Raw genomic sequence first — 18,750 nt, 5'->3', positions numbered from 1 at the left:
GGATCAGCCCGTCGCGGCCGGCGCCAAGCCCGCGAGCGCGGCAGTGATGTCCGAGGAGTCGATGGTCATCAACTCCTCATTGGTCATCGAGAGCACATCCGCGTTGTCCCTGGTGAAGCGGTAGTCGCGTTCGGCTTCGGCGGCCTCGACCACATTGCGGACGAAACGACCGTTGCCCGCCAGATCGATCAGCCGCCGACCATTCTTGGTCTGCCCCGACAGCTGCTCGCACCGCACCCGCAGCACGTCTTTGGCCTCGCCGGACAGGATCGAATCCTTTTTGTTCGCAATATGATCGGCGATCCGCACCAGTTCGTCGGCATCATAGCTGGAGAAGCGGATGCGCTTGGTGAAGCGCGATGCGAGACCGTCGTTGGAGGCCAGGAATCGGTCGATCTGGTCCTCGTAACCCGCGATGATCACGACCAATTTGTCGCGGTCGTTCTCCATGCGGGCCAGCAGGGTGTCGACGGCTTCCTTGCCGAAGGCGTCACCACCGGAGAGCCCCTCCTGGATCAGGGTGTACGCCTCATCGATGAACAGCACACCACCGAGCGCGGAATCGATCAGCGCGTTCGTCTTCGGCGCGGTGTGGCCGAGGTGGGTGCCGACCATATCGTTGCGCGACACCTCGATGACGTCGGCATTCTCGACGACGCCGAGCCCGGCGAAGATTTTGGCGATAACGCGGGCGATGGTCGTCTTGCCGGTACCCGGTGGGCCGGAGAAGATCAGATGCTGCGATCGGGAATCCACGGCCAGGCCGCGTTTGGCCCGTACCTGATCCATCAGCACACCCGACTTGAGCCGGTCGACCTGCTCCTTGACCGAGTCCATGCCGATCTGCGCCCGCAGTAGCTCGGAGGCTTCCTCCAGTTGCGACTCGCGTGCGAGCTTCGCGGCGGATGCGGCTACCTCGGTCGGGTCGTCACCGGACTTCGGATCCCACTGATTGGTGCGCGAAGCGATGACCTCGGCGTTGGTGATCTCGAGTCGATAGCTCTTGTCCCGCACCGCACGTTGCCATTCGGGGCGGTCCGGCCACAGTGCGGAACCCTGCAGCCCCTTGAGGATCTTGTCGGCGGCATCGTGCTCGCCGTCGTGGCGCAGCAGCATGCCGAGCAGGAAGTGCGCGTCCGCCCAGATGTAGGACAGATTGCCGGACTGACTGTCCTCGACGATGCGCTGCGCGCGCGGCAGGGCCTCGCCGAGCCGGCCCAGATGCGCCAGCGCCTGTGCCGTCATCAGCTCGGCCGCGATATCCAGCAGCCCATCCTCGAGCGCGGGCTTGGCATTGCGAGTGGCGAGCACATCGAGCCACTGTTTGGTGCGGAAGAACAGCGACATCCGCACGAAGTCGGCCACATCGTCGCGCGGCACTTCGGCGAGAATCGCTGCGGCTTCCCCCCATTCGCCGCCATCGGCATAAGAGCATGCCTGTGCGATGGCGATCTGATCCCGATCCGCCATGGCCACGCGCAGCCCGAAGACGCCGATCTCGACCTGACACCACAGCGCACGATCGACCAGCCCCGCCCGTTGCTGATCCCGGTACAGGTTGTGCACCGATCGGTACGCACCGTAGATCACCTCGGAGGTGACTTCACCGGCCATGGCGCGGCCCAACCAGGCATCGCACATATCCGGATCCAGGTCCGTGGCGGCGCGAAAGGCAGCCGCGGCCTGATGTTCATTTCGCACGCCGCCGGCGACGAGCGCCAGACTTTGCACACCTGTGTAGAACGCGTCCTCGGCCGCAGACAACTCGGACTTCCCTTCCGACGATCCTCGTGGACCGAAGATAACCATTTCGGCGCATGGTCACGACCGCCGAACTATTCCCAAGACTGGGAAGACAGCACCGTTACCCGACGACCGGGTCTATGTATGCACTTCTTATCGGCCCAATGTTGAATGTACCGTTATTTAGCGGTATATTGGACATGGGTCGACGGTCCCTCATCCCGAAGACCCAGCCCCTCCAGTTGTGGTTGGTGGCCGTGATCCGGCAGCCGCCCATCGGCTGGCAAAAGGCAGATCGTCACCCCCAAACCCCGACGATCTGTCACGCGGCGGCCGTCGGTATCCCACACCGTCGGCCGCCGCCCTCGTTCGGCGGCCCGTTCACCGACCGCCGTCTGTGCGCCGCCGGATCGTAGGTACGGTGGCGGCTCCAGCCAATTCGCTCGATGGTGTCTCCGATTGCCGAGCGAGCTTCGACCACGGCGTTTCCCGCGGCTTGCGTGCCGTTGTCGCGAGCCGATCCAAGGATTGGAAGGCCTTGGCGGGCATTGTTTTCGGGATCGCCGCGCGCTGCGCCGATGCCCGAACCGCATGCGCCCACGGTGTTACGAAGCCACGCGAACGGCTCGGGCCGAGCGACGCTTGCGTGCGTGGGCCGACTCGACCGCCTTGGGCAACATCCGAGACGGCCGGCACGTCTTCGTCAAAGGCCGCGCCAGACAACTGCGGCTCGGCAGGCGCCGCACCGGTGTGGTGCGGCTCAACAGGAACCACGCCAGACAACCGCGGCTCAACAGGAGCCACACCGGACTGCTGCGGTTGAGCAGGGGGCACGTCGAGGATCCGCGGTTCGGCAAGGGCCGCCAAGGGCATTCGCGGTTCGTCGACCCGTTCGGCGGGCGAGGTCCTTACCGACGCCGCGCCGGTGAACAATTTGCCGACGTTGCGTCCGAGCGGTTCGACGGCCCGGCCGATCACCTCGATGACGAGGTAGCCGATCAGCGCCCGCTCCATCTGTGCGCACAGTCGCTGTGCCGCGGCGGTGACGAGCGGTCCGGCGACCCGGGCCGCGGGTGTGGCCGTCATGGCCGCGTAAGTCGTTGCGAGCGCGGCCAGTTCGGTCAGGACCACCGCCTTCGTCACGGTAATGACGTAGGCCACCGCATCCAGTGCATTCGCGATGATGGCGCATACCCGATCGAGTTCGGCCTGATGGTCGCCATCGGCTCCGGCCCATGTCGCCGCCAGGCGCTCGTACGCGGCGAGCGCATTCCCGCTGTCATCGACACCGGGCCCGCGAGTATTCGCGGCAAACGTGCGCACCTTCACTGCCAGCCCGCGCAAATCGCCTTCGTCGATATCCGGGTATCGAACCCCACAGCAGTCGAGGAATTCCGCGAGCTCCGGCGGAATCTCCACCGCCACTACAGCACCCGCACCACAACGGCGTCGCTGGACATGCGCGACCACTTCACGGTCGAACCGGAATACGGCGCCTCGATGACCATGCCGTTGCCCGCGGCCAACTGGACGTGCTCCGGTCCCCGCGCGCTGAACGAACTCGCGGGGAACACCAGGTCACCGGGCCGCACATCCGCCGGGGAGACCCGCACTCCGCTGTAGATCTGCTCGTAGGTCGTCCGTGGCAGCACCACATGGCCGTCGGAGGCCTGAGCGATCGCGTACTGGGTGAGACCGGAGCAGTCGAAGCCACCGCCGCTCGGTCCACCGGCGCCGCCCCCGCCCCAGATGTACGGTGCGCCGAGCCATTCGCTGGCCGCGCCGACGGCCTTGCTGCCCGCGGTTCCATCCAAGGGCACCCGAGGTCGGCCGCGCCGGCCGTTCGACAGCACCGCGGATCGCGAACGAGCGCGCCGACGACGACGTGGTGTCGAACTGCCGGCCTTTCGCCGGGACAGTTCGGGCATGCCTGGCGGCATGATCTGCGCCGCCCGCTGACGCGCCGCCGCGACATCGGTATCGACCTGTTTGGCCGCTTTGGCGATGGTCGTATGCGCCGCTTCGAGCAGGGCGGGCCCGCTGAACCGGGTATCGCCGACCGAGGCGATCGCCTGAATTCGCGATTGCAGATCGGCGATCTGATTGGTCAAGTGATTGCGCCCGACGACCGTACCGTCCCCGGCGTCGCCGACGGTCTTGTGCACAACACCGTCTTTGCCGGCATGCGATTCCGCGATCGTGGATTGGATGCCGCGCGCATCGGTGTAGTTGACCACGCCTCTTCCGGCGTGGGCACTCATATCGTTGGTGACCGATTGAACGGTGCTCGCTGTGGCGGCCGCGTCGGGTTGTCCGTTTCCGTACAGCCCGAGCAGGGCGCGCAAGACCTCCTGGAGGTCGCCCGTCAATTCCGGTGGCATTCGACCGACTCGCTCTCGCTCATCACCGACCGCCTCTCCGGACCTGCTCGCCAAATGTTTCGCCGGTTGGCACCGGTCGCCCCGAATCTCGGGATGACAACGACTATGAGGCAATCGCGCGAATGATTCATCTTCCCAGCGGCGGGAAGACACGACAATGGGAGCAACTTCTGGGAGGCGGTGGCGACAATATGGCGGCAGAACTGGTGGGTACCGCAGCCGAGACCTGGCAGACACTCTTCGGCTCCCCGACCGCTAGCAGTCCCGCAGCGCCCGGCGCTATTTTCGGCCCACCGCCTGGCGCTCCATCCAGCCCATCCCCCAGCACTCCATCTGGCCCACCGCCCGGGCCACCGCCCGGTGCTCCGACCACCCCAACCCACAGCACTCCATCCGGGCCACCGCCCGGCGCTCCGACCACCCCAACCCCCAGCACTCCAGCCAGGGGAATAGCGGTCGGGGAGCCGAGCCCATCCCCTAGCACTCCAGCCACCCCATCCCCCAGCACTCCGAGCAAGCCCAAGACCGGCCACTACTGGACGGTGAAACTGATACCGCCACCAGGCGCGTCGGCAGGTTTGAAGGCATTCATCGCCATGGCCGAAGAGGCCATCCAAACCGCCGTCGATCTGCTGGGCCGGGGTACCCCCGAGCTGCCACCCAAGGTCGATGATCTGCTGCGACCGGTGATCTACGAGAGCATCGGCGACAGCCTGATGAAGAAGCAGTACGAGCAGGCTCTGGCGAAGGTCCAGTCCCGGCAGACCGCACTGCTGACCTACGACACCAAGGTCATGAAGACCTCCATCGTGGTCGCCGAGGGCAGCGATGAGACGCTGCGCGCGATCAAAGGGATCGTCGCCGAACTCCAGACGAAGCTGAAGGCCGCCGGAAGCGGGAAGCTCAAACCCGCGCAAGAGGTGGCCCTCATGAAATTGGTCGCCGAGGCGGTCGACCTTGCCTACGAAAAGGTCGAGGCGGTCTACCAGCTCAACCAGGATATGGCCGGAAGCGGTAACAACGATTCCGGCAGCAACGGATCCGGCAGCGGTGGCCAGTCCGGATCCGGCGGTTCCGGCGGCGGCGGTGGCGACGGTGGGCTCGGGCAAATGATGTCGATGCTCGCAATGCTGCCCATGATGGCAATGCCGTTGGTGTCGCAGTTGCCGCAATTGCTGAAGCCGCACGACAAAGACAAAGACAAGGACAAAGACGCGGCCGAGGCCGGCGCGAAGACCGGCGAGGGCCAGCCACCAGCGGCGGCACCCGGGGTCGCGCCCGGCGGTCCCGCCCCTGCACCGGCGGCGCCCGGTACCGGCCAACCCGTGGCGGCGGCACCGGCGGCAAGCGCGAGTGCGCCCGCCGCATCGGCCACGCCGGTCGCGAATATGTCCCCGGTGTCGGCTCGCACAAGTGTCCGACGTGCGGTGAATCGGACCGGATCGACTCCGACCGATGCCGATACCAAAGAAGCGCACGAGGACGATCCCGACGACGACGTCACCGTGGATTCGCCTGTGGTGCAGGCGTAACCGCTGATTCCTTCGTCCCGCCGTCGGCAGGCGATATCGTCTGCCGAGTAGCCACCACGGCCGAATTGGTCTGGCGCGACCACGGCCGAATTGGTCTGGCGCGACTATGGCCGAATTGATCTGGCACGAACCGAATTCCGGTTGTCGACTCACACGTCGGCAACGCACGATGCCGGTGCGGCGATGAGCGCGCGGCACCGATCGGCCCACTGCGGTCCCCCTCGAATTTCAGGGGGACCGCAGTGCCATGTCAGATCGACATCGGCGGTGGAACCGCAGGCGGGGCTGTCGGCGCCGCCGGCGCCGTGGTGACCCTTGGGGTGCTCGGCGTCGATGCCTGTTCCGGCTGCGGCGCGGAGGTGTCCAGATCTGCGCCGCTCGGGTGGAAGAACCCCTGGAAGTCGCCATAAGCGCCGGTGCCGCCATCGGGTGGGTTGTTCGGGTCCAGCGGCACGAGCTGGCCGTTGATGATGACCTCCAGTCCCGAGGGTTCCACTACGACAATCGCGCTCCGATTCGCCCACTGCACCACGTCACCGGTCTGCAGGTGCGCGCTGTCGACCGAAACCCACGGACTGCCCGCTGTGGGCTGTCCGGTCGTGCCCGCGTAAGCCGACCTGGCATCGCTGCCGTTCGGATTGTTGAGCTCCTTGTTCACGGCCTGCGAGACCGCCGAGGACACCTTCTGTGTCGTGCCGTCGGGCAGCTTCATATCGACCATCGACCGCCCACCGGCGCCCACCGGCGGCGGTGTCGCGCTGACGTCCGCCTGGACCACATTGGTCGGCGTGTTCGTCGCAACGGCTGGCTGTGCTTGCGCTTGCGCCTGTGCCTGCGCCGCGGCCTGCTGCTCTTGCTCCCTGCGCCGCCGCCGCCGCTCGTCGCGCTCTTCCTCGCGCTGCCTCTGCTGGTCCGGGCCGTTCCCCATCATCTGCGACATCATCTGCGACATCATCTGCATGAGCATCATCGGCATCATCATCGAGCCCATATCCGTACCACCGGACCCCGAAGAACCGCCGCCGCCGGTGTTGTATCCGGCCTGAGTCGCGTTGGTTCTCGCGTTGGATTTCCCGCTGGTTCCCGACTTGAGGTTCTCGATCGCACTGATCGCCGAATTAACCGCGGACATCATGGTGCTGTTCGAGCCGCTGGTACCGGCGCCGTCGGCCGTACCGTCGGCCGTGCCGTCGGCCGTACCGTCGGCAGTCTTCGCATCCGAACCGTCGCCGAAGAGATCCTTGTAGGTTTTGCTGTAGTCGTCGTCAGTGGGGGTAGGAGTCGGGGCGGGGGTAGGAGTCGGTGTGGGGGTAGGAGTCGGGGCGGGGGTGGGGGTAGGAGTCGGTGTGGGGGTAGGAGTCGGGGCCGGGGCCGGGGAGCCATCGACCTTCCATGCGTCGTTCTGGTACTTCTTGGTCGCTTCCGCGTACTTCTTTTCCCAATTCTCGGCAGCCGTGTCGATCTTCGAGACGTAGTATCTTTGTTCCGCCTCGGCGGTCAGCAGGTATTTGCCGTATCCGTAGGTATTCTCCTTGGTGTTCTTCTCGTAGACGGGTACCGGCTTTCTAGCGGCTGGGTCTGGGTCGTTGGAGTGTGGCGGGTTTTCCGTGAGCGTGTTGTCGGTACGCGTGAGATTATCGGGCTCAATCCTGAGTTGTTTGTTGAGTTCATCCTTGATACCTATCAGGTCTTTGTAAAGTTGCTCTCCCGTTAGCTTGGAGTCTTTTGTGGTGCTGTCGACTTCTTTGTGCTTATTGGTGTACTCCTTCTGTCGACCTTCCAGCCGGCTCTTCAGACCTTCGTGTTCATCCCTGACACTTGACCAGCCGTCCGCGGTCTTGACCTGGTTGCCGTCGAGAATTGTACTAAAGTTGGGCGCATCCTTCGGATTATGGATGCCGAGTGTGTCGAGTTGCCACTTGAAAGTGAACTCGGTGTCTTTGATCAGGCTTATCAGAGCTTCGCTTGCCCCCTTCGGTATCCATAGCATCCCCTCGCCGCCATAAAGCTCGAACTTCGGTTTATCGGCAGCCTGCTCTCCGGTCTTCTTTTTTTCGAGGTAATCTGTCGCGTTGCCAGATTTAAGCGAATCGACAATATCCTTGTATTTAGGGTCATTCTTGACTTTGTCGGGGGCGTCGTGCACGAGCTGTTCGAATAGGCTGTATTCGTACGAGTCGGAGTGCTTGACGTCCTTGAGTCGGTCGAACGCTTCCCTGTACTCGCTCGAATTCAACTCGGCCAATTTTTTCAACGAGTTTTCTGCCTGGTCGTCCTGGAAGCCGACGGTATCCCAGGTCCCGGGCTCGTAGTCCTTTTTGATCTTGCCAACGACGTCGTCTACTTTGCTCATCAGTCTTTCCTCTGTTCGCTGGCGCCCTCGATCACCGGCGGACGGTTCAACAACTCGTCGATGGACAGGGGAGTCCCGCCAAGGCGGCTGGAACCGACACTGACAGAACTGACGGCGTGGGGATCGGACCTGACACTGCGGGCAACCCTGACGTCCGGAACCGCCGTGGCCACTCCGGTAGTGCCCGTCGCTGCCGCCGCCGGTAGCAGCGGATGCTCAGTTATCTGGCCGTATGCATAGAGGACATCGCGCAGAGTCTGGCGGCCGGGTTCGCCCGCTCCGAGCAACATCAACAGTTCGTCGGCGCGGCGCTCGAAGACCATCCCGCGGATCGCTTCCGCGGACGCATCCGTCCGGACGCCGCCAACGGGAATATGCGATACATCCACCCGCCGTGACCACAAAGCCGCCGCCATCATGTCATCCGCGGCGCGGATCTGGTCCCACCAGGACGCTGGGACGGCCTGACCGGCGTGGAGTGCATCGAGGATCTGTTGCCGGCGAGCGCGGCGGGCCACGGTCTCCGCGTCGATGCCGGAGACGGCGCCGCGGACCCGCGCATCCGCAGCTCGCGTGAGTTCAAGGCACTTGGCCAGAATTTCCGCTTCGGGCACTGTTGCCGCCGCGCGCAGCAATTCATCCGAACCAGCAAGCGCAAGCCGGTCGACCAGTCCGACACCGGGCATGGCGAAGTCGACAGCGGATTCGGCCCCGGACACCCACTCCTCGATGGCGACATCGTAGCCGACGGCCGCGCGCACAACATCGGGGATTGCCGCGGACGACACCAGAGCGCTGATCCGGACACTCTTGCGACGGCCCACCATCGAGCCGAACTCGGCAAGCATTCGGGCCGGGTCGGTGGTCCCTTCCAACGCCGCGAAATCCTCCCGATCCGCAGGACGGAGGATAGAGTCCCACCGCCACGGGAGGCTGACCTCAGATGGCAGAAACAGCCCGGGAGGCAACCAGCCGCGCCCCTCGGTAGAGGTCAGCGAAATGATGGGCCCGTCGGGGGTCCGCGCTACCGCCACCGCCCATTCCGTACCACGCGCCGAATCAGCTACGACGGCGAGGATCGAGGCGAGAAGGGTACGGGCAAGCGCTAAATCGTCTTCAGCCCGCTCACCTACCACGAGCGACGGCAGCGCTTGCCTGCGCTCAGGCGAGTGGACCGCAGCCGCAAACGGGCCTGGTGCCAGTGGTGCGGGGATCTGGGCACCCGCGCCCGGACCAGCGTCCACCGTCGAGTACGTATCCGTCGCCAGTGGTGTGGATATTCCGCCGACCAGGCTCGAGCCGCTGGACGTGCTCACGGGACTGCTCGAGTCGGCCGCCGCGACTCCCGGCGTGTCGGCGCCGTACTCCGATACACCGACCGAGGACGGCGTATCGGAGTACGACACGCCGACCGACGGCGTGGTTCCTATCGGCGCTGCAACTCCGGTGGGCAGCGTGTCGTGGGACTGTGGTGCCGATGCGGCGGGCGACAGGGGTGCCTGATCGGAGCGGGGCGTCCCGTCGGGCATGCCCAGGGTGTCGGGGGCGGTTATGGGAGGCTGCCCCGGTGGAGTGCCGTTCGCCATCGGCGTGTCCGGCCCGTTGTGCACCGGCCGGACGGGATCTGTGGGTGCGCCGTGTCTCCACCCACCCGGAGGGGCTCCGTGGTCGTTACCGCCCGCTTGGCGGACTTGATGTCCGCTGGCCTGATCGCCTTCTTCGAGTTCCCTTGCCGCCGTGAGCAATTGATCCCGAGTCTGCTCATGGTGGACGGCGAGGCGTTCGGCACGGTCGTGGCGCCTGTCGTAGTAGTCCTTTAGAGCGCCGCGCATCGGGTCGGCGATCGAACCGTATGCATCTTGGAATTCGGCGAGCCAAGCACGCGGGATTTCACCCCACTTCCGGAGGTTTGCCGCAGCAAGATCGTGCTGCTTGGCGATTTGGCGCAGCTCGTCCGGCTCGACAACCAGTTTTTCGGGCATGCTCGGTTGATTCCTCCCGCCAGCTAACTCAAATTCATTGTTCCGGCTTCCCAAAATTGGGGGGCTCGCGGTCCGGTCCGGCCCGCCATTCCCGCATGACCTCCGAGAGCGGCCTCGGCAGATTTGCGGGGTCGTTCATGGCGATCTGGTATTGCCGCCGCGCGTCCGCGGTGCTCTCGGTGATGGCGGCCACGATTTCCGCAGCCAGTTCCTGACTGTCGAACCGGGCGCAAGTTCCCGGCGCCAGATAGAGGTCCCGCAGCCGCCCCCTCGCGTCGACCTCGGGAATGACCAAGCCGCTGGGGGACGGGCGACGCGCCACGATCGCGTCAGCACGTTCACGCATATCGGCGATGCGGTGCCGCAGTTCTCTCGCCAGGCTGAGTCCGGCGCGCACGTCCGGGTGGAGTTCTCTCATAGATCTTCCAGGATGCGCCACTACCGCCACGCAAAGTTCCCAACACTGGGAAGGAACCATACTCGGGTCGAGCCGGTCTCCACGGCGAGACCATGAATTTCCCGTGAGGTCCCCATCGACGAGTTCGCTACCGACTTCGGCGGTCTGCGGCGCGCCGTCCCCCAGGCCGTACACCGAATGCCCTCCGCGTTTCCTTCCGCAGTCCTCGGCTCCGGTCGACCTTTGACGCTACGCGGTGCGGGTCATTCTTGTGACGGGCAAACCGTCACTGACCGTGAGCTGCTGGTCACCTATGCGCCGGACACAGCCGCCCAGCAAGTGCGGGACCTCGGCGACGACCTGGTCGAGGTGCCCGCCGGGATGAACTGGTACGGCCTGGAGCGATATCTGAACCGCCACGGCAGGGCCTTCCCTGTGCTCACCGATTACATGTATACGTCGGTGGGCGGCACCCTTTCGGTCGGCGGTGCCGGGGTCAACTCCGTGCGGCACGGTTGGCAGGTCGACCATGTGGAGCGGATTCAACTGATCGACGGAACGGGAACCAGCCGCTGGTGCTCGCGTGCCGACCATCCGGAGTTGTTCCGGTTCGCGCTCGGCGGGCTCGGCACGGTCGGGCTGATCGAACGGGTAGTGCTGCGCACGGTGCCGTACTGCCGCGACACACATGTGCACCGCGCACACCATGCCACACTGACCGAACTCGTTGAGCACACCGAACGGATGGCACAACGTGACGATGTCGACATCTTCTGCGCGTCCGTGCGCCGCGGCACGTTCATCTCCACCACAGGCTGGAACAGTAACGGTCCGAGGCAATGCGACGACGAGTGCTGCACGATCGTGCCCGATCTGCCGTTCACAAGTCACCCGAACAGTGCACGGCCGGTCGCCCCGTCCGCTGATCACGTGCGTCTGTGGACCGATTACGTCGTGCCTGCCGGGCAGCTCGCACCGATGCTCGCGGCCGTCGAGGCACTACGAGACCGCGCTCCGCTGAACGGTGCTCTCGAGATGCTGTACATCCTGATCGTGCGCCGCTCTCTCGACGCGACCTCGTTCGCCTTCGCCCCGGTCGGCAGTGCCCCCGTCTCGATCGGACTGGGTGTCTACACCTCGGTCCACCGCGACCCAGCCGCCAGCACCGCGATCCGCCAGGTGTTTCGCGACCTTTTGGAACGCTGTTGCGAACTGGGCGGGCGTCCGTATCTGTACGGCGTCAACGACCTCGACGACTCGCTGGCTGAGCGACTCTACGGATCCGACCTGAATCAGCTGGCGCGGCTGCGCACCGCGCACCAATTGGAACACGTCAACGCCCACCTCCCGATCGCGAAGGCCGCCATGCCTGCCTGATCCCGGCCAAATCCAGGACAGACCGGCATCCCCGTCCGCCTTGCCCACGGATGGGGGGTGGACGACTGGGTGTCGGTCGGAATGCGAGAGATTGTCGATATGGAAGCAGCCGGAGATTACCTGGTCGACTTGGCCGAGCGACTGACGCTGCGTTGTGATCCAGCGCCCATCCGCGCCATGATGGCACGCGCCTGTGGCGGGACACTGGACGCGCGAGGCCCGGATGGGCTCCGCGCCAGCAGGCTGACCATCTCCGGTATCCCGTTCGAAGCCAGCGTGAGCGGTGGCCGAGGCGAAATCACACCCGCCATCCGCTATACCACCGAGACGGCGACACAGGAGACGGAGTTCGGCTCCCGCCTCGCCGCTCAACTCACCGCAATCCGGGATCTCGTCGCATGGCTGCCCGTTGGAGACGAAACGGTCGCCGACATGCTGCACTCCTTCGTCTCGACGCTGTATCCCGATCCCGCGAAGGTTCCGGCGCGACGCCGTTTCGCCACGTGGATAGGTGTCGTCCACCACGCCGCAGCACCGCACCATGCAGCCCGCCTCAAGGTGTACGGCGGTCCGACGATCGGGCCGCAAGAGCTGCAACGACTGCAGAGCGCATGGCCCGGATTCACCGGTTTGACGTCCATACCCAACCACGAGAAGCTCATCAAGCCTGTCGGCACCGCGATCGAGGTGGACGCGCACGGCGACGTGAACCACAAGATCTATCTGAGGGCCCGCTACGACGACGTCGCCGTGCCGATGAAACTGGTTCGCTACTTCGGCGATCCGGCATGGCAAGTGCTGTCCGAGTTCATTCAGTGTGGTGTAGGCGCGGCCAAGATCCACCAATACGACCACTTCGTCTGCCGTACCCGCGGAGCGGGCGAACCTGTCTTCGGGCTCACCCTGTGCGCGCGGCAGGACGACGACCTGACCGGGCTCGTGCGCGAACTCGCCTCCCGGCATCACGGCACCACCGATGCCGTCGACGCCCTTGCCCAGGCAGCGGAATCGTGTGGGGCAACCTGGCGTTACTCGGCAGTCGGACTGGGCTTCTCCGCCGAGCACGGCATCGACAAACTCAATGTCTATGGCACCCCCACCTGGAGTGCCTCGTAGCACGCGACGGCTGATCGCCTACGACACCCGACTGCCGCTGTCGAACCTTCAGCGGCTGTCACTGTCCCACGATCTCAGTGCCGCTCCGGCGCCACGACAGGCGGCGGCGAGGTCGGAGCGACCACGGCCCCGGTCGGCGGTCCGGCCGCGACCGGAGCGCTGACCGCGGGAGCACTGACCGCAGGGGCGCTGACCGCAGCACCCGCCGGGCGGGAAACCCGCTCGTCCTCGGCGACCGAGACCGCGGCCGGAACCTCCACGAATTGCGGATGGTCCATGATCTGCTCATGCGCGTAGATCGCGTCGCGCAGGTTCTGCCGCTCCGCCTCTTCGGCCAGCAACAACACCAACTCGTTGCAGCGGCGCTCGAAGATCATGTCGCGCAAACCGGAAGATTCGGTGTCGCTTCGCAAGTCGCCCAGTCCGACCCGGCCCACATCGACCCGGCGCGACAGCATCGAGGCGGCCAGCAGATCGTCGGCATCGCGCAGTTCATCCCACTTCTGCCGGGATACTGTCTGCCCCGCCGCCAAGCTCGCGAGGATCCGCTCGCGCAGTTGCCGTGCCCCTGCGGCATCCGCGCTGGCGGCCACCGACCGACCGACTCGGGTGTGCGCATCCGTCGCCAATTGGACACAGCGCTCGCGCACCTGCTCATCCGACACGGTCGCAACGGATTGCAGCGCGGGCGGGGAACCGACCAGACCGAGCCGGTCCGCCGTATCCGGGGTGAACTCGCGCAGGTCGACGTCGTAGGTCGGGCCGACGAGTCCCTCCATGGCCACATCGCTCAGCTGCGTCCGCAGACCGGGATCGATCGGGCCGGAGGAGACCAGCGCCGACAGGCCCGCGTTCGCCTTCGGCCCCCAGGCCATGCCGAATTCAACCAGCACCCGGGCCGGATCCGACACACTTTCCCAGGATGAGGTGTCGGTATCGGGGCCGAGCACTTCATCCCACAACCACGGCGTCGAGACCTCTCGTGGTAGGTAGAGCCTGGCCGGCAGCCAGCCGCGACCCTCGTTCGAGGTGATGAAGACACCGACACCGCCCGGACCACGCATCACTGCAACCGCCCAGGCCATGCCCACCGGCGAATCGACAGCCGCGAGCACACTGCTGAGCAGGGTCCTGGCCAGTACCAGATCGTCGTTCACAGTGTTGCCCACCACATAGGCCGGTTCGGCCTCTTTGTCCTTCGCGGCGGCGACGGCGGACGCGAACGGTGTGCCCACCGGCACCGGCATCGGGGTGGCATCGCCGGCCGCGGTGGGTCCGGCCGGCGGCTGACCCGAACCGCGATCGTCCGTCGAACCGGTGTACACCGGTCCCACGCCCGGACCGGAGCCGAGCGGACCGGCCGACACCGATGATGGTGTGGTTCCGGCTGTCACGCCGGATGTCCCGGTCGTTTGGTCCGGGTGCGAAACCGCACCCGGGATACCGGATGTGGCCGGCATACCGGATGTGCCCGGCGCACCGGATGGGCCGCCGGGACCGCCCGGTGCGCTGCTCGTCGGTGTCGAACCATTCGATGCCGCGGGCGCCATCGGGGTATCGGTCGACGAAGGCCCACCGCCGGGTCCACCGCCCGGTCCACCGGGCCCACCAACGGGGCCACCCGGCGGCGGGGTGTGCTGAGTATTCGGGTTCACGCCGCTGGGCGCCTGCCCGCTGTGCGAGCCCCCTGAATCGTGACCGACGTTTCGAATGTGCGACGCCATCTCGTGGTCGGTGCGTTCATAGGAATCCGCCGAGTCCCGCAGCGACTTCGCAGTGTTGAAATGCTCCTGTGCAAGCGCCTTGCCGGCGCGCTCACGGGCGTTGTAGTACTTCTCCAGCGCCTGGCGGACAGGATCCGCAATGGTGCCGTAGGTCGACTCGAAGCTGGCCAGCCACGCGCGCGGCGGCTCCGACCATGCAAGAGTATCGCGCCCGACCTGCTCATGCTGATGCGCCAACTGGCGCAGCACCGCGGGGTCGATATTCATGCTGGTTTCCGGCATTGTTCGATCAGACCCTTTCGCACCGCCGACTTCAACATTGTCGATCCTTCCCACTGGTGGGGAATCCGGAGGCCTCCCTCCTGCGGGAAGTCGGATGCGGCCGATCCATAATCGGCGGACTGTGGCGCCGACGGATCCCGCCGAATGGGTGCCGGAAGCGCCGACGACAGCGATGAACGAAGCGGGAGCCGGCAATGGATCAATGGGAGCTCGAAGGCCTGCGGTCGGCGAACAGCGGTATGCGAAATCAGATCGACTACATCATGAACGTCTACGAGAAACAGCAAGCCCAGATCGCCGAGATCCAGCAGCAACTGGACGCGCTGCGGGTACGGGCCAGTTCATCCGATCGATTGGTCGAGGTGACCGTGGACGGCGCCGGGGTGGTCACCGACGTCCAATTGACCGCGCAGGGGATGCGCGCGAAGCCCGAAAAAGTAGGACGGGCGATAGTCGAGGCCGCGCAGGCGGCGGCCCGCTCGGCGCGCTCGCAGCATGACGCGTTGATCGCACCGATCGTCGATACCGCCCAGCTCATGCCCGACCTGCCCGATCTGGTGCCCGACTCGCCGAGTTGGCGCGATACCCGCGAATCCATAGAGAACCGCGGTCCGCGCGCCGACTGAGTATTCCCATCCCCGGGAAGGGCGGTGGAGCACGTAAGAATTGGGCGCAGGGACGTATGAGGAGACGGTGTGGCGGAGTCGTTGCAGGTCGACGAGGAGCGCCTTCGAGCACTGGTACCGGAATTCGAGGATATCGGCGCCGAAGCGCAGCGGGCGCTCGATCAGTTGAAGGCCGCGCTCGAGCGCGAAGGCCAGCCGTGGGGCAAGGACGATCCGGGCCGGGAATTCGCGGACACCTATGTGCCGGATATGGAGAAAGGGATCGCGAGCCTGGCGAAGACGGTCGCGAGCCTGCGCGAAGAAGGCAAGATCGTCAGCGACCTCGTCGACAGCTTCGACCGCCAGGATCGCGAATCCGCGCGCTTGGTCAGCCATGCCGGAGGACAGTCGCAGCCGCACAGCCAGAACCCGAGCTCGACGCCACCGACCGATCAGTACTCACAGGGTCAACCGACTCCGATTGCGACAGACACCACGCCCTACGCCACGCAATCATCGAACCGATCGCAACCCGATACCGGCTATCAGCCTCCGCCGACTTCGACCGCGCCACTGGATACGTCGGGTAGCGCACAGCCTGCCCCCTTTGCCGCTACACCGACCACCCCGAGCGGCCCCAATGGGAACAGCATGCCCGGCCAGGGCAGTCGGCCGGGCGACAGCACGGGCTTGCCGAATGCACGCAACACCCCCGATTCCTACCCGAAATCGGCGGCCACCACCGGTGATTCAGCGCCACCGGCCGCCGTCCGACCAGCCGTCGACAATCCGGCCACCGACCGTAAGCAGCCGAATACACCGTGGTCGAGAGTTGTGTCCGGCACCGGTTCGGCGGCCGATACCTCCGCGTCGAAGGCAGCGGCCGCCGCATCTGCGCAGACATCGGCACCGAGTAACAACGCGCCGCGCGTATCGGCACCGTCGAGTATGCCGCCGCGGATGTCCGCGCCGCACCTGCCCGACCAGCACCAGCAGCTCGCCCGTCCGGCGCCGAAGGCGGCGGGCAAGGCTTTCGGCGCCGAGTCGAAATCCGCCGCCCGCCATCCGTGGGCGGCCGATGGTGCTGCCGGCGGTGAAAACGCACTGCTGGCACGGAAATTGGCCGAGCGACATGATCTAGAACTCGTCGGCTTCGACGATCCGAGCGTCGACGGGTACACGATCCGGGAAATCGCGGCCGCACTCGATGACGTGCTGACCCAGTACCCCTATATCGATCTGCGGCAGATAGCGATCGCCGAATCCACCGACGCCGCCACCCGCCTGGAATGGGACTGGGTCGCGGGGGCCACCGGCCCGGAGCCGTTCACCCGTCGCATCGTGCTCGACACGGTGGTCGCCCGCAATCCCGGGGTATTCGCCGAATACATCCGAACCGCAACGCATTCCGGGAAACTCGCGCGCGGGTCGGATCGGCGCCCGGTGTATTCGACCATGGTCCGCGAACTCGGACACGCGCTCGATGTAGCAGGTAGCTTTCGCGCCAGGCAGGCGGCTCAGGACGCGCTGATTGCCGAGTTCACGCGTGCCAGAGGCACGACGCCGCGCGAGAATGCGGTCACTGAGTCGAGTTCGGAATACGAGCAATGGCGCGCCCAGTTGAGCGGTTACGGTTTCCACAATGGTCGGTTCGATCCCGGGATGGCGGTGGCGGATGCGTTCACCGAGGTACAGATCAACGGTGCCGAGTCCGCGGTACCGGCGAAGGTGTTGCACCGCTTGCTGATCGAGACCGCACGGAAACCGGCGACGCCGTGAGCTCCGGCGGTGGACACACCGCCGGAGCGCGGCACGGCACTTTCGAGACCGAATTGTCGGCGGCTGTTGGCGGGCGGCCGATGCGGATGCATGTGGGGTTGGGGCCGGATACCGACTCGGCGTTGATCATCATTGCGCTGGCGCATCCGAATATCACCGATGACATGGTCGCGACGGCACGTCGGGCATTCGTCACCGAATCGGTTGTCGCCGATACCGTTACCGAAGTTCCGGAACCGCCCGCGGAACAGACCGCCATTCCCGGTACGTCGCTGTGACCCTGACGTTGCCCGCGATATTTCCGAAGTGGCTCGTCGACGCTGTCGCGGGCTACTGGCCGGATTGTGACGAGGATGCGGTGCGCCGCGAGGGTGACGCGTGGAAAGCGAACGCGGAACGCTGCCGCCAGTTGGCCGGGCGGCACGATACCGCGTCCGCGGCGGAAAAGGCCGCCCTCCACGGCTACAGCGCCGACACCAAGTCGACCAGGAATGCGCAGCTCGGCAGCGACCTGAACAACCAGGCCGAGTACGGCGATTCCATGGCCGAGCAGTGCTACAAGAAGGCCAACGAGGCCGAATTCACCAAGCTACAGGTGATCGGAACCGGAATCGCGCTGCTGACGCAGCTGGTGGCGGACGCGATGCTGGCTGCACCAGGCGCGGTGAAAGCGGCCGAGGACAGGGCGGCCGCCGAAGCGTCGTGGACCGCGGCCGCTAGACGGCGCTACGCCGTAGTCAAGAAGGTCGGGCAAGAGTGTGCCACCAAGCGCAAGGGGCTGCCGCTGGCCAAGGCCACGGCCATCGGGGCTGTTATCGGCGCCGGTACCGGCGTCGGTGTGAACCTCGGCGCCCAGATCTACCAGAAGGAGGTACTGCACCACCGCGACGAGATCGAATGGGACCTGGTGCGCGACGCCGGGATCATCGCCGGTGTCGCCGGTGGCGTCGGAGCGCGAGTCGCCTCGCGTGTCGCTCCCCGTATCAATAAGTTCCTCGGCAAGGTCGCCGGGAAATCGGAATCCAATATCGTCCGCTACGGCGCGCACGTCACCGCTGGTGTCCTGATCGGCGGGGTCGGCGGCGCCGCGGGTGGGGTCGCCGGTGCGGGCGCGCAGATTCTTGTCACCGGGCATATCCCGGACGGCGCCGAACTGCGAGACGCGCTGCTGCACGGTTTCGTCGGCGGCTTCGTCGGTTCGGCCACCGTCTTCGCCCACCCCCTCCCGCCAAAGGCCGCGCCGGCCAAAACCGAATCCACCACATCAACGAAATCCTCAGAATCGCAACCGGATACCACGCCATCCAACGGCACGCCGCCAACGACCGGAACACCACAGACCACACCACCAACCGGAACACCACAGACCACATCACCAACCGGTACACCACAGACCACATCACCAACCGGTACACCACAGACCACATCACCAACCGGTACACCACAGACCACACCACCAACCGGTACACCACAGACCAC

14 protein-coding genes are annotated in these 18,750 nt (G+C 65.7%); 7 read left to right on the top strand and 7 right to left on the bottom strand.

From position 1 onward, the window contains the following. Positions 1 to 3: 3 nt before the first annotated feature. From eccA to AB0J29_RS26550, 3 genes are all read right to left on the bottom strand, one after another. Positions 4 to 1,764, bottom strand: a complete 1,761-nt coding sequence (eccA, locus tag AB0J29_RS26560) for a type VII secretion AAA-ATPase EccA (RefSeq protein WP_364791745.1) — start codon at positions 1,762 to 1,764, stop codon at positions 4 to 6. A gap of 360 nt (positions 1,765 to 2,124) precedes the next feature. Next, positions 2,125 to 3,168, bottom strand: a complete 1,044-nt coding sequence (locus AB0J29_RS26555) for a hypothetical protein (protein WP_364791742.1) — start codon at positions 3,166 to 3,168, stop codon at positions 2,125 to 2,127. Beyond that, complete coding sequence (locus AB0J29_RS26550; protein ID WP_364791739.1) at positions 3,168 to 4,124, bottom strand: NlpC/P60 family protein; 957 nt, start codon at positions 4,122 to 4,124, stop codon at positions 3,168 to 3,170. The genes AB0J29_RS26555 and AB0J29_RS26550 overlap by 1 nt, the downstream gene beginning before the upstream one ends. Positions 4,125 to 4,666: 542 nt before the next feature. Between AB0J29_RS26550 and AB0J29_RS26545 the strand changes: the two genes are divergently transcribed. Beyond that, positions 4,667 to 5,656 (top strand): hypothetical protein, encoded by a 990-nt coding sequence (locus AB0J29_RS26545; RefSeq protein WP_364791736.1) that lies wholly within the window; start codon positions 4,667 to 4,669, stop codon positions 5,654 to 5,656. Between the two features lie 250 nt (positions 5,657 to 5,906). Here AB0J29_RS26545 and AB0J29_RS26540 read toward each other — a convergent pair whose 3' ends face one another. The 3 genes from AB0J29_RS26540 to AB0J29_RS26530 are packed head-to-tail and all read right to left on the bottom strand — an operon-like array spanning position 5,907 to position 10,409. Next, the gene (locus AB0J29_RS26540) at positions 5,907 to 8,009 is read right to left on the bottom strand and encodes a hypothetical protein (RefSeq protein WP_364791733.1); all 2,103 of its coding nucleotides are present in this window, start codon (positions 8,007 to 8,009) and stop codon (positions 5,907 to 5,909) included. After that, on the bottom strand, positions 8,009 to 9,991 hold the full coding sequence (locus AB0J29_RS26535; protein ID WP_364791730.1) for a type VII secretion target: 1,983 nt from the start codon (positions 9,989 to 9,991) through the stop codon (positions 8,009 to 8,011). The genes AB0J29_RS26540 and AB0J29_RS26535 overlap by 1 nt, the downstream gene beginning before the upstream one ends. 34 nt (positions 9,992 to 10,025) lie before the next feature. After that, on the bottom strand, positions 10,026 to 10,409 hold the full coding sequence (locus AB0J29_RS26530; RefSeq protein WP_364791727.1) for a YbaB/EbfC family nucleoid-associated protein: 384 nt from the start codon (positions 10,407 to 10,409) through the stop codon (positions 10,026 to 10,028). 222 nt (positions 10,410 to 10,631) lie between these two features. Between AB0J29_RS26530 and AB0J29_RS26525 the strand changes: the two genes are divergently transcribed. Together AB0J29_RS26525 and AB0J29_RS26520 are read left to right on the top strand one after the other, a co-directional pair. After that, entirely contained in the window at positions 10,632 to 11,765 is a 1,134-nt protein-coding gene (locus tag AB0J29_RS26525; RefSeq protein WP_364791724.1) for an FAD-binding protein, read from the top strand. Positions 11,766 to 11,864: 99 nt separating this feature from the next. Then, positions 11,865 to 12,881 (top strand): hypothetical protein, encoded by a 1,017-nt coding sequence (locus AB0J29_RS26520; RefSeq protein WP_364791721.1) that lies wholly within the window; start codon positions 11,865 to 11,867, stop codon positions 12,879 to 12,881. A 74-nt stretch (positions 12,882 to 12,955) separates the two neighbouring features. Here AB0J29_RS26520 and AB0J29_RS26515 read toward each other — a convergent pair whose 3' ends face one another. Continuing rightward, positions 12,956 to 14,887, bottom strand: a complete 1,932-nt coding sequence (locus AB0J29_RS26515) for a type VII secretion target (RefSeq protein ID WP_364791718.1) — start codon at positions 14,885 to 14,887, stop codon at positions 12,956 to 12,958. A 194-nt stretch (positions 14,888 to 15,081) separates the two neighbouring features. On the opposite strand from AB0J29_RS26515, the gene AB0J29_RS26510 reads away from it, so the two are divergent. The 4 genes from AB0J29_RS26510 to AB0J29_RS26495 all read left to right on the top strand — a co-directional run. After that, positions 15,082 to 15,513, top strand: coding sequence for a YbaB/EbfC family nucleoid-associated protein (locus AB0J29_RS26510; protein WP_364791715.1), 432 nt, complete (start codon positions 15,082 to 15,084; stop codon positions 15,511 to 15,513). A 69-nt stretch (positions 15,514 to 15,582) separates the two neighbouring features. Then, a complete protein-coding gene (locus AB0J29_RS26505; RefSeq protein WP_364791712.1) occupies positions 15,583 to 17,271 on the top strand; it encodes a hypothetical protein in 1,689 nt (562 codons plus the stop codon). Continuing rightward, positions 17,268 to 17,549, top strand: coding sequence for a hypothetical protein (locus AB0J29_RS26500; RefSeq protein ID WP_364791709.1), 282 nt, complete (start codon positions 17,268 to 17,270; stop codon positions 17,547 to 17,549). The genes AB0J29_RS26505 and AB0J29_RS26500 overlap by 4 nt, the downstream gene beginning before the upstream one ends. Beyond that, positions 17,546 to 18,750: hypothetical protein (locus tag AB0J29_RS26495; protein ID WP_364791706.1), on the top strand; the 1,205-nt coding region annotated here is incomplete at its 3' end. The genes AB0J29_RS26500 and AB0J29_RS26495, both read left to right, overlap by 4 nt.

The sequence above is a fragment of the Nocardia sp. NPDC049707 genome (assembly GCF_040674855.1).
Lineage (GTDB): Bacteria > Actinomycetota > Actinomycetes > Mycobacteriales > Mycobacteriaceae > Nocardia.
Note: the sequence above shows the minus strand (reverse complement) of the source record. Positions and strands in the feature narration are given on the sequence as shown.

Bases quoted from the DNA above. Each gene is read 5' to 3' on its own strand.
- AB0J29_RS26540 (WP_364791733.1), bottom strand. From the start codon at position 8,009: ATGAGCAAAGTAGACGACGTCGTTGGCAAGATCAAAAAGGACTACGAG.
- AB0J29_RS26510 (WP_364791715.1), top strand. From the start codon at position 15,082: ATGGATCAATGGGAGCTCGAAGGCCTGCGGTCGGCGAACAGCGGTATG.
- AB0J29_RS26530 (WP_364791727.1), bottom strand. From the start codon at position 10,409: ATGAGAGAACTCCACCCGGACGTGCGCGCCGGACTCAGCCTGGCGAGA.
- AB0J29_RS26515 (WP_364791718.1), bottom strand. From the start codon at position 14,887: ATGCCGGAAACCAGCATGAATATCGACCCCGCGGTGCTGCGCCAGTTG.
- AB0J29_RS26535 (WP_364791730.1), bottom strand. From the start codon at position 9,991: ATGCCCGAAAAACTGGTTGTCGAGCCGGACGAGCTGCGCCAAATCGCC.
- AB0J29_RS26550 (WP_364791739.1), bottom strand. From the start codon at position 4,124: ATGCCACCGGAATTGACGGGCGACCTCCAGGAGGTCTTGCGCGCCCTG.
- AB0J29_RS26520 (WP_364791721.1), top strand. From the start codon at position 11,865: ATGGAAGCAGCCGGAGATTACCTGGTCGACTTGGCCGAGCGACTGACG.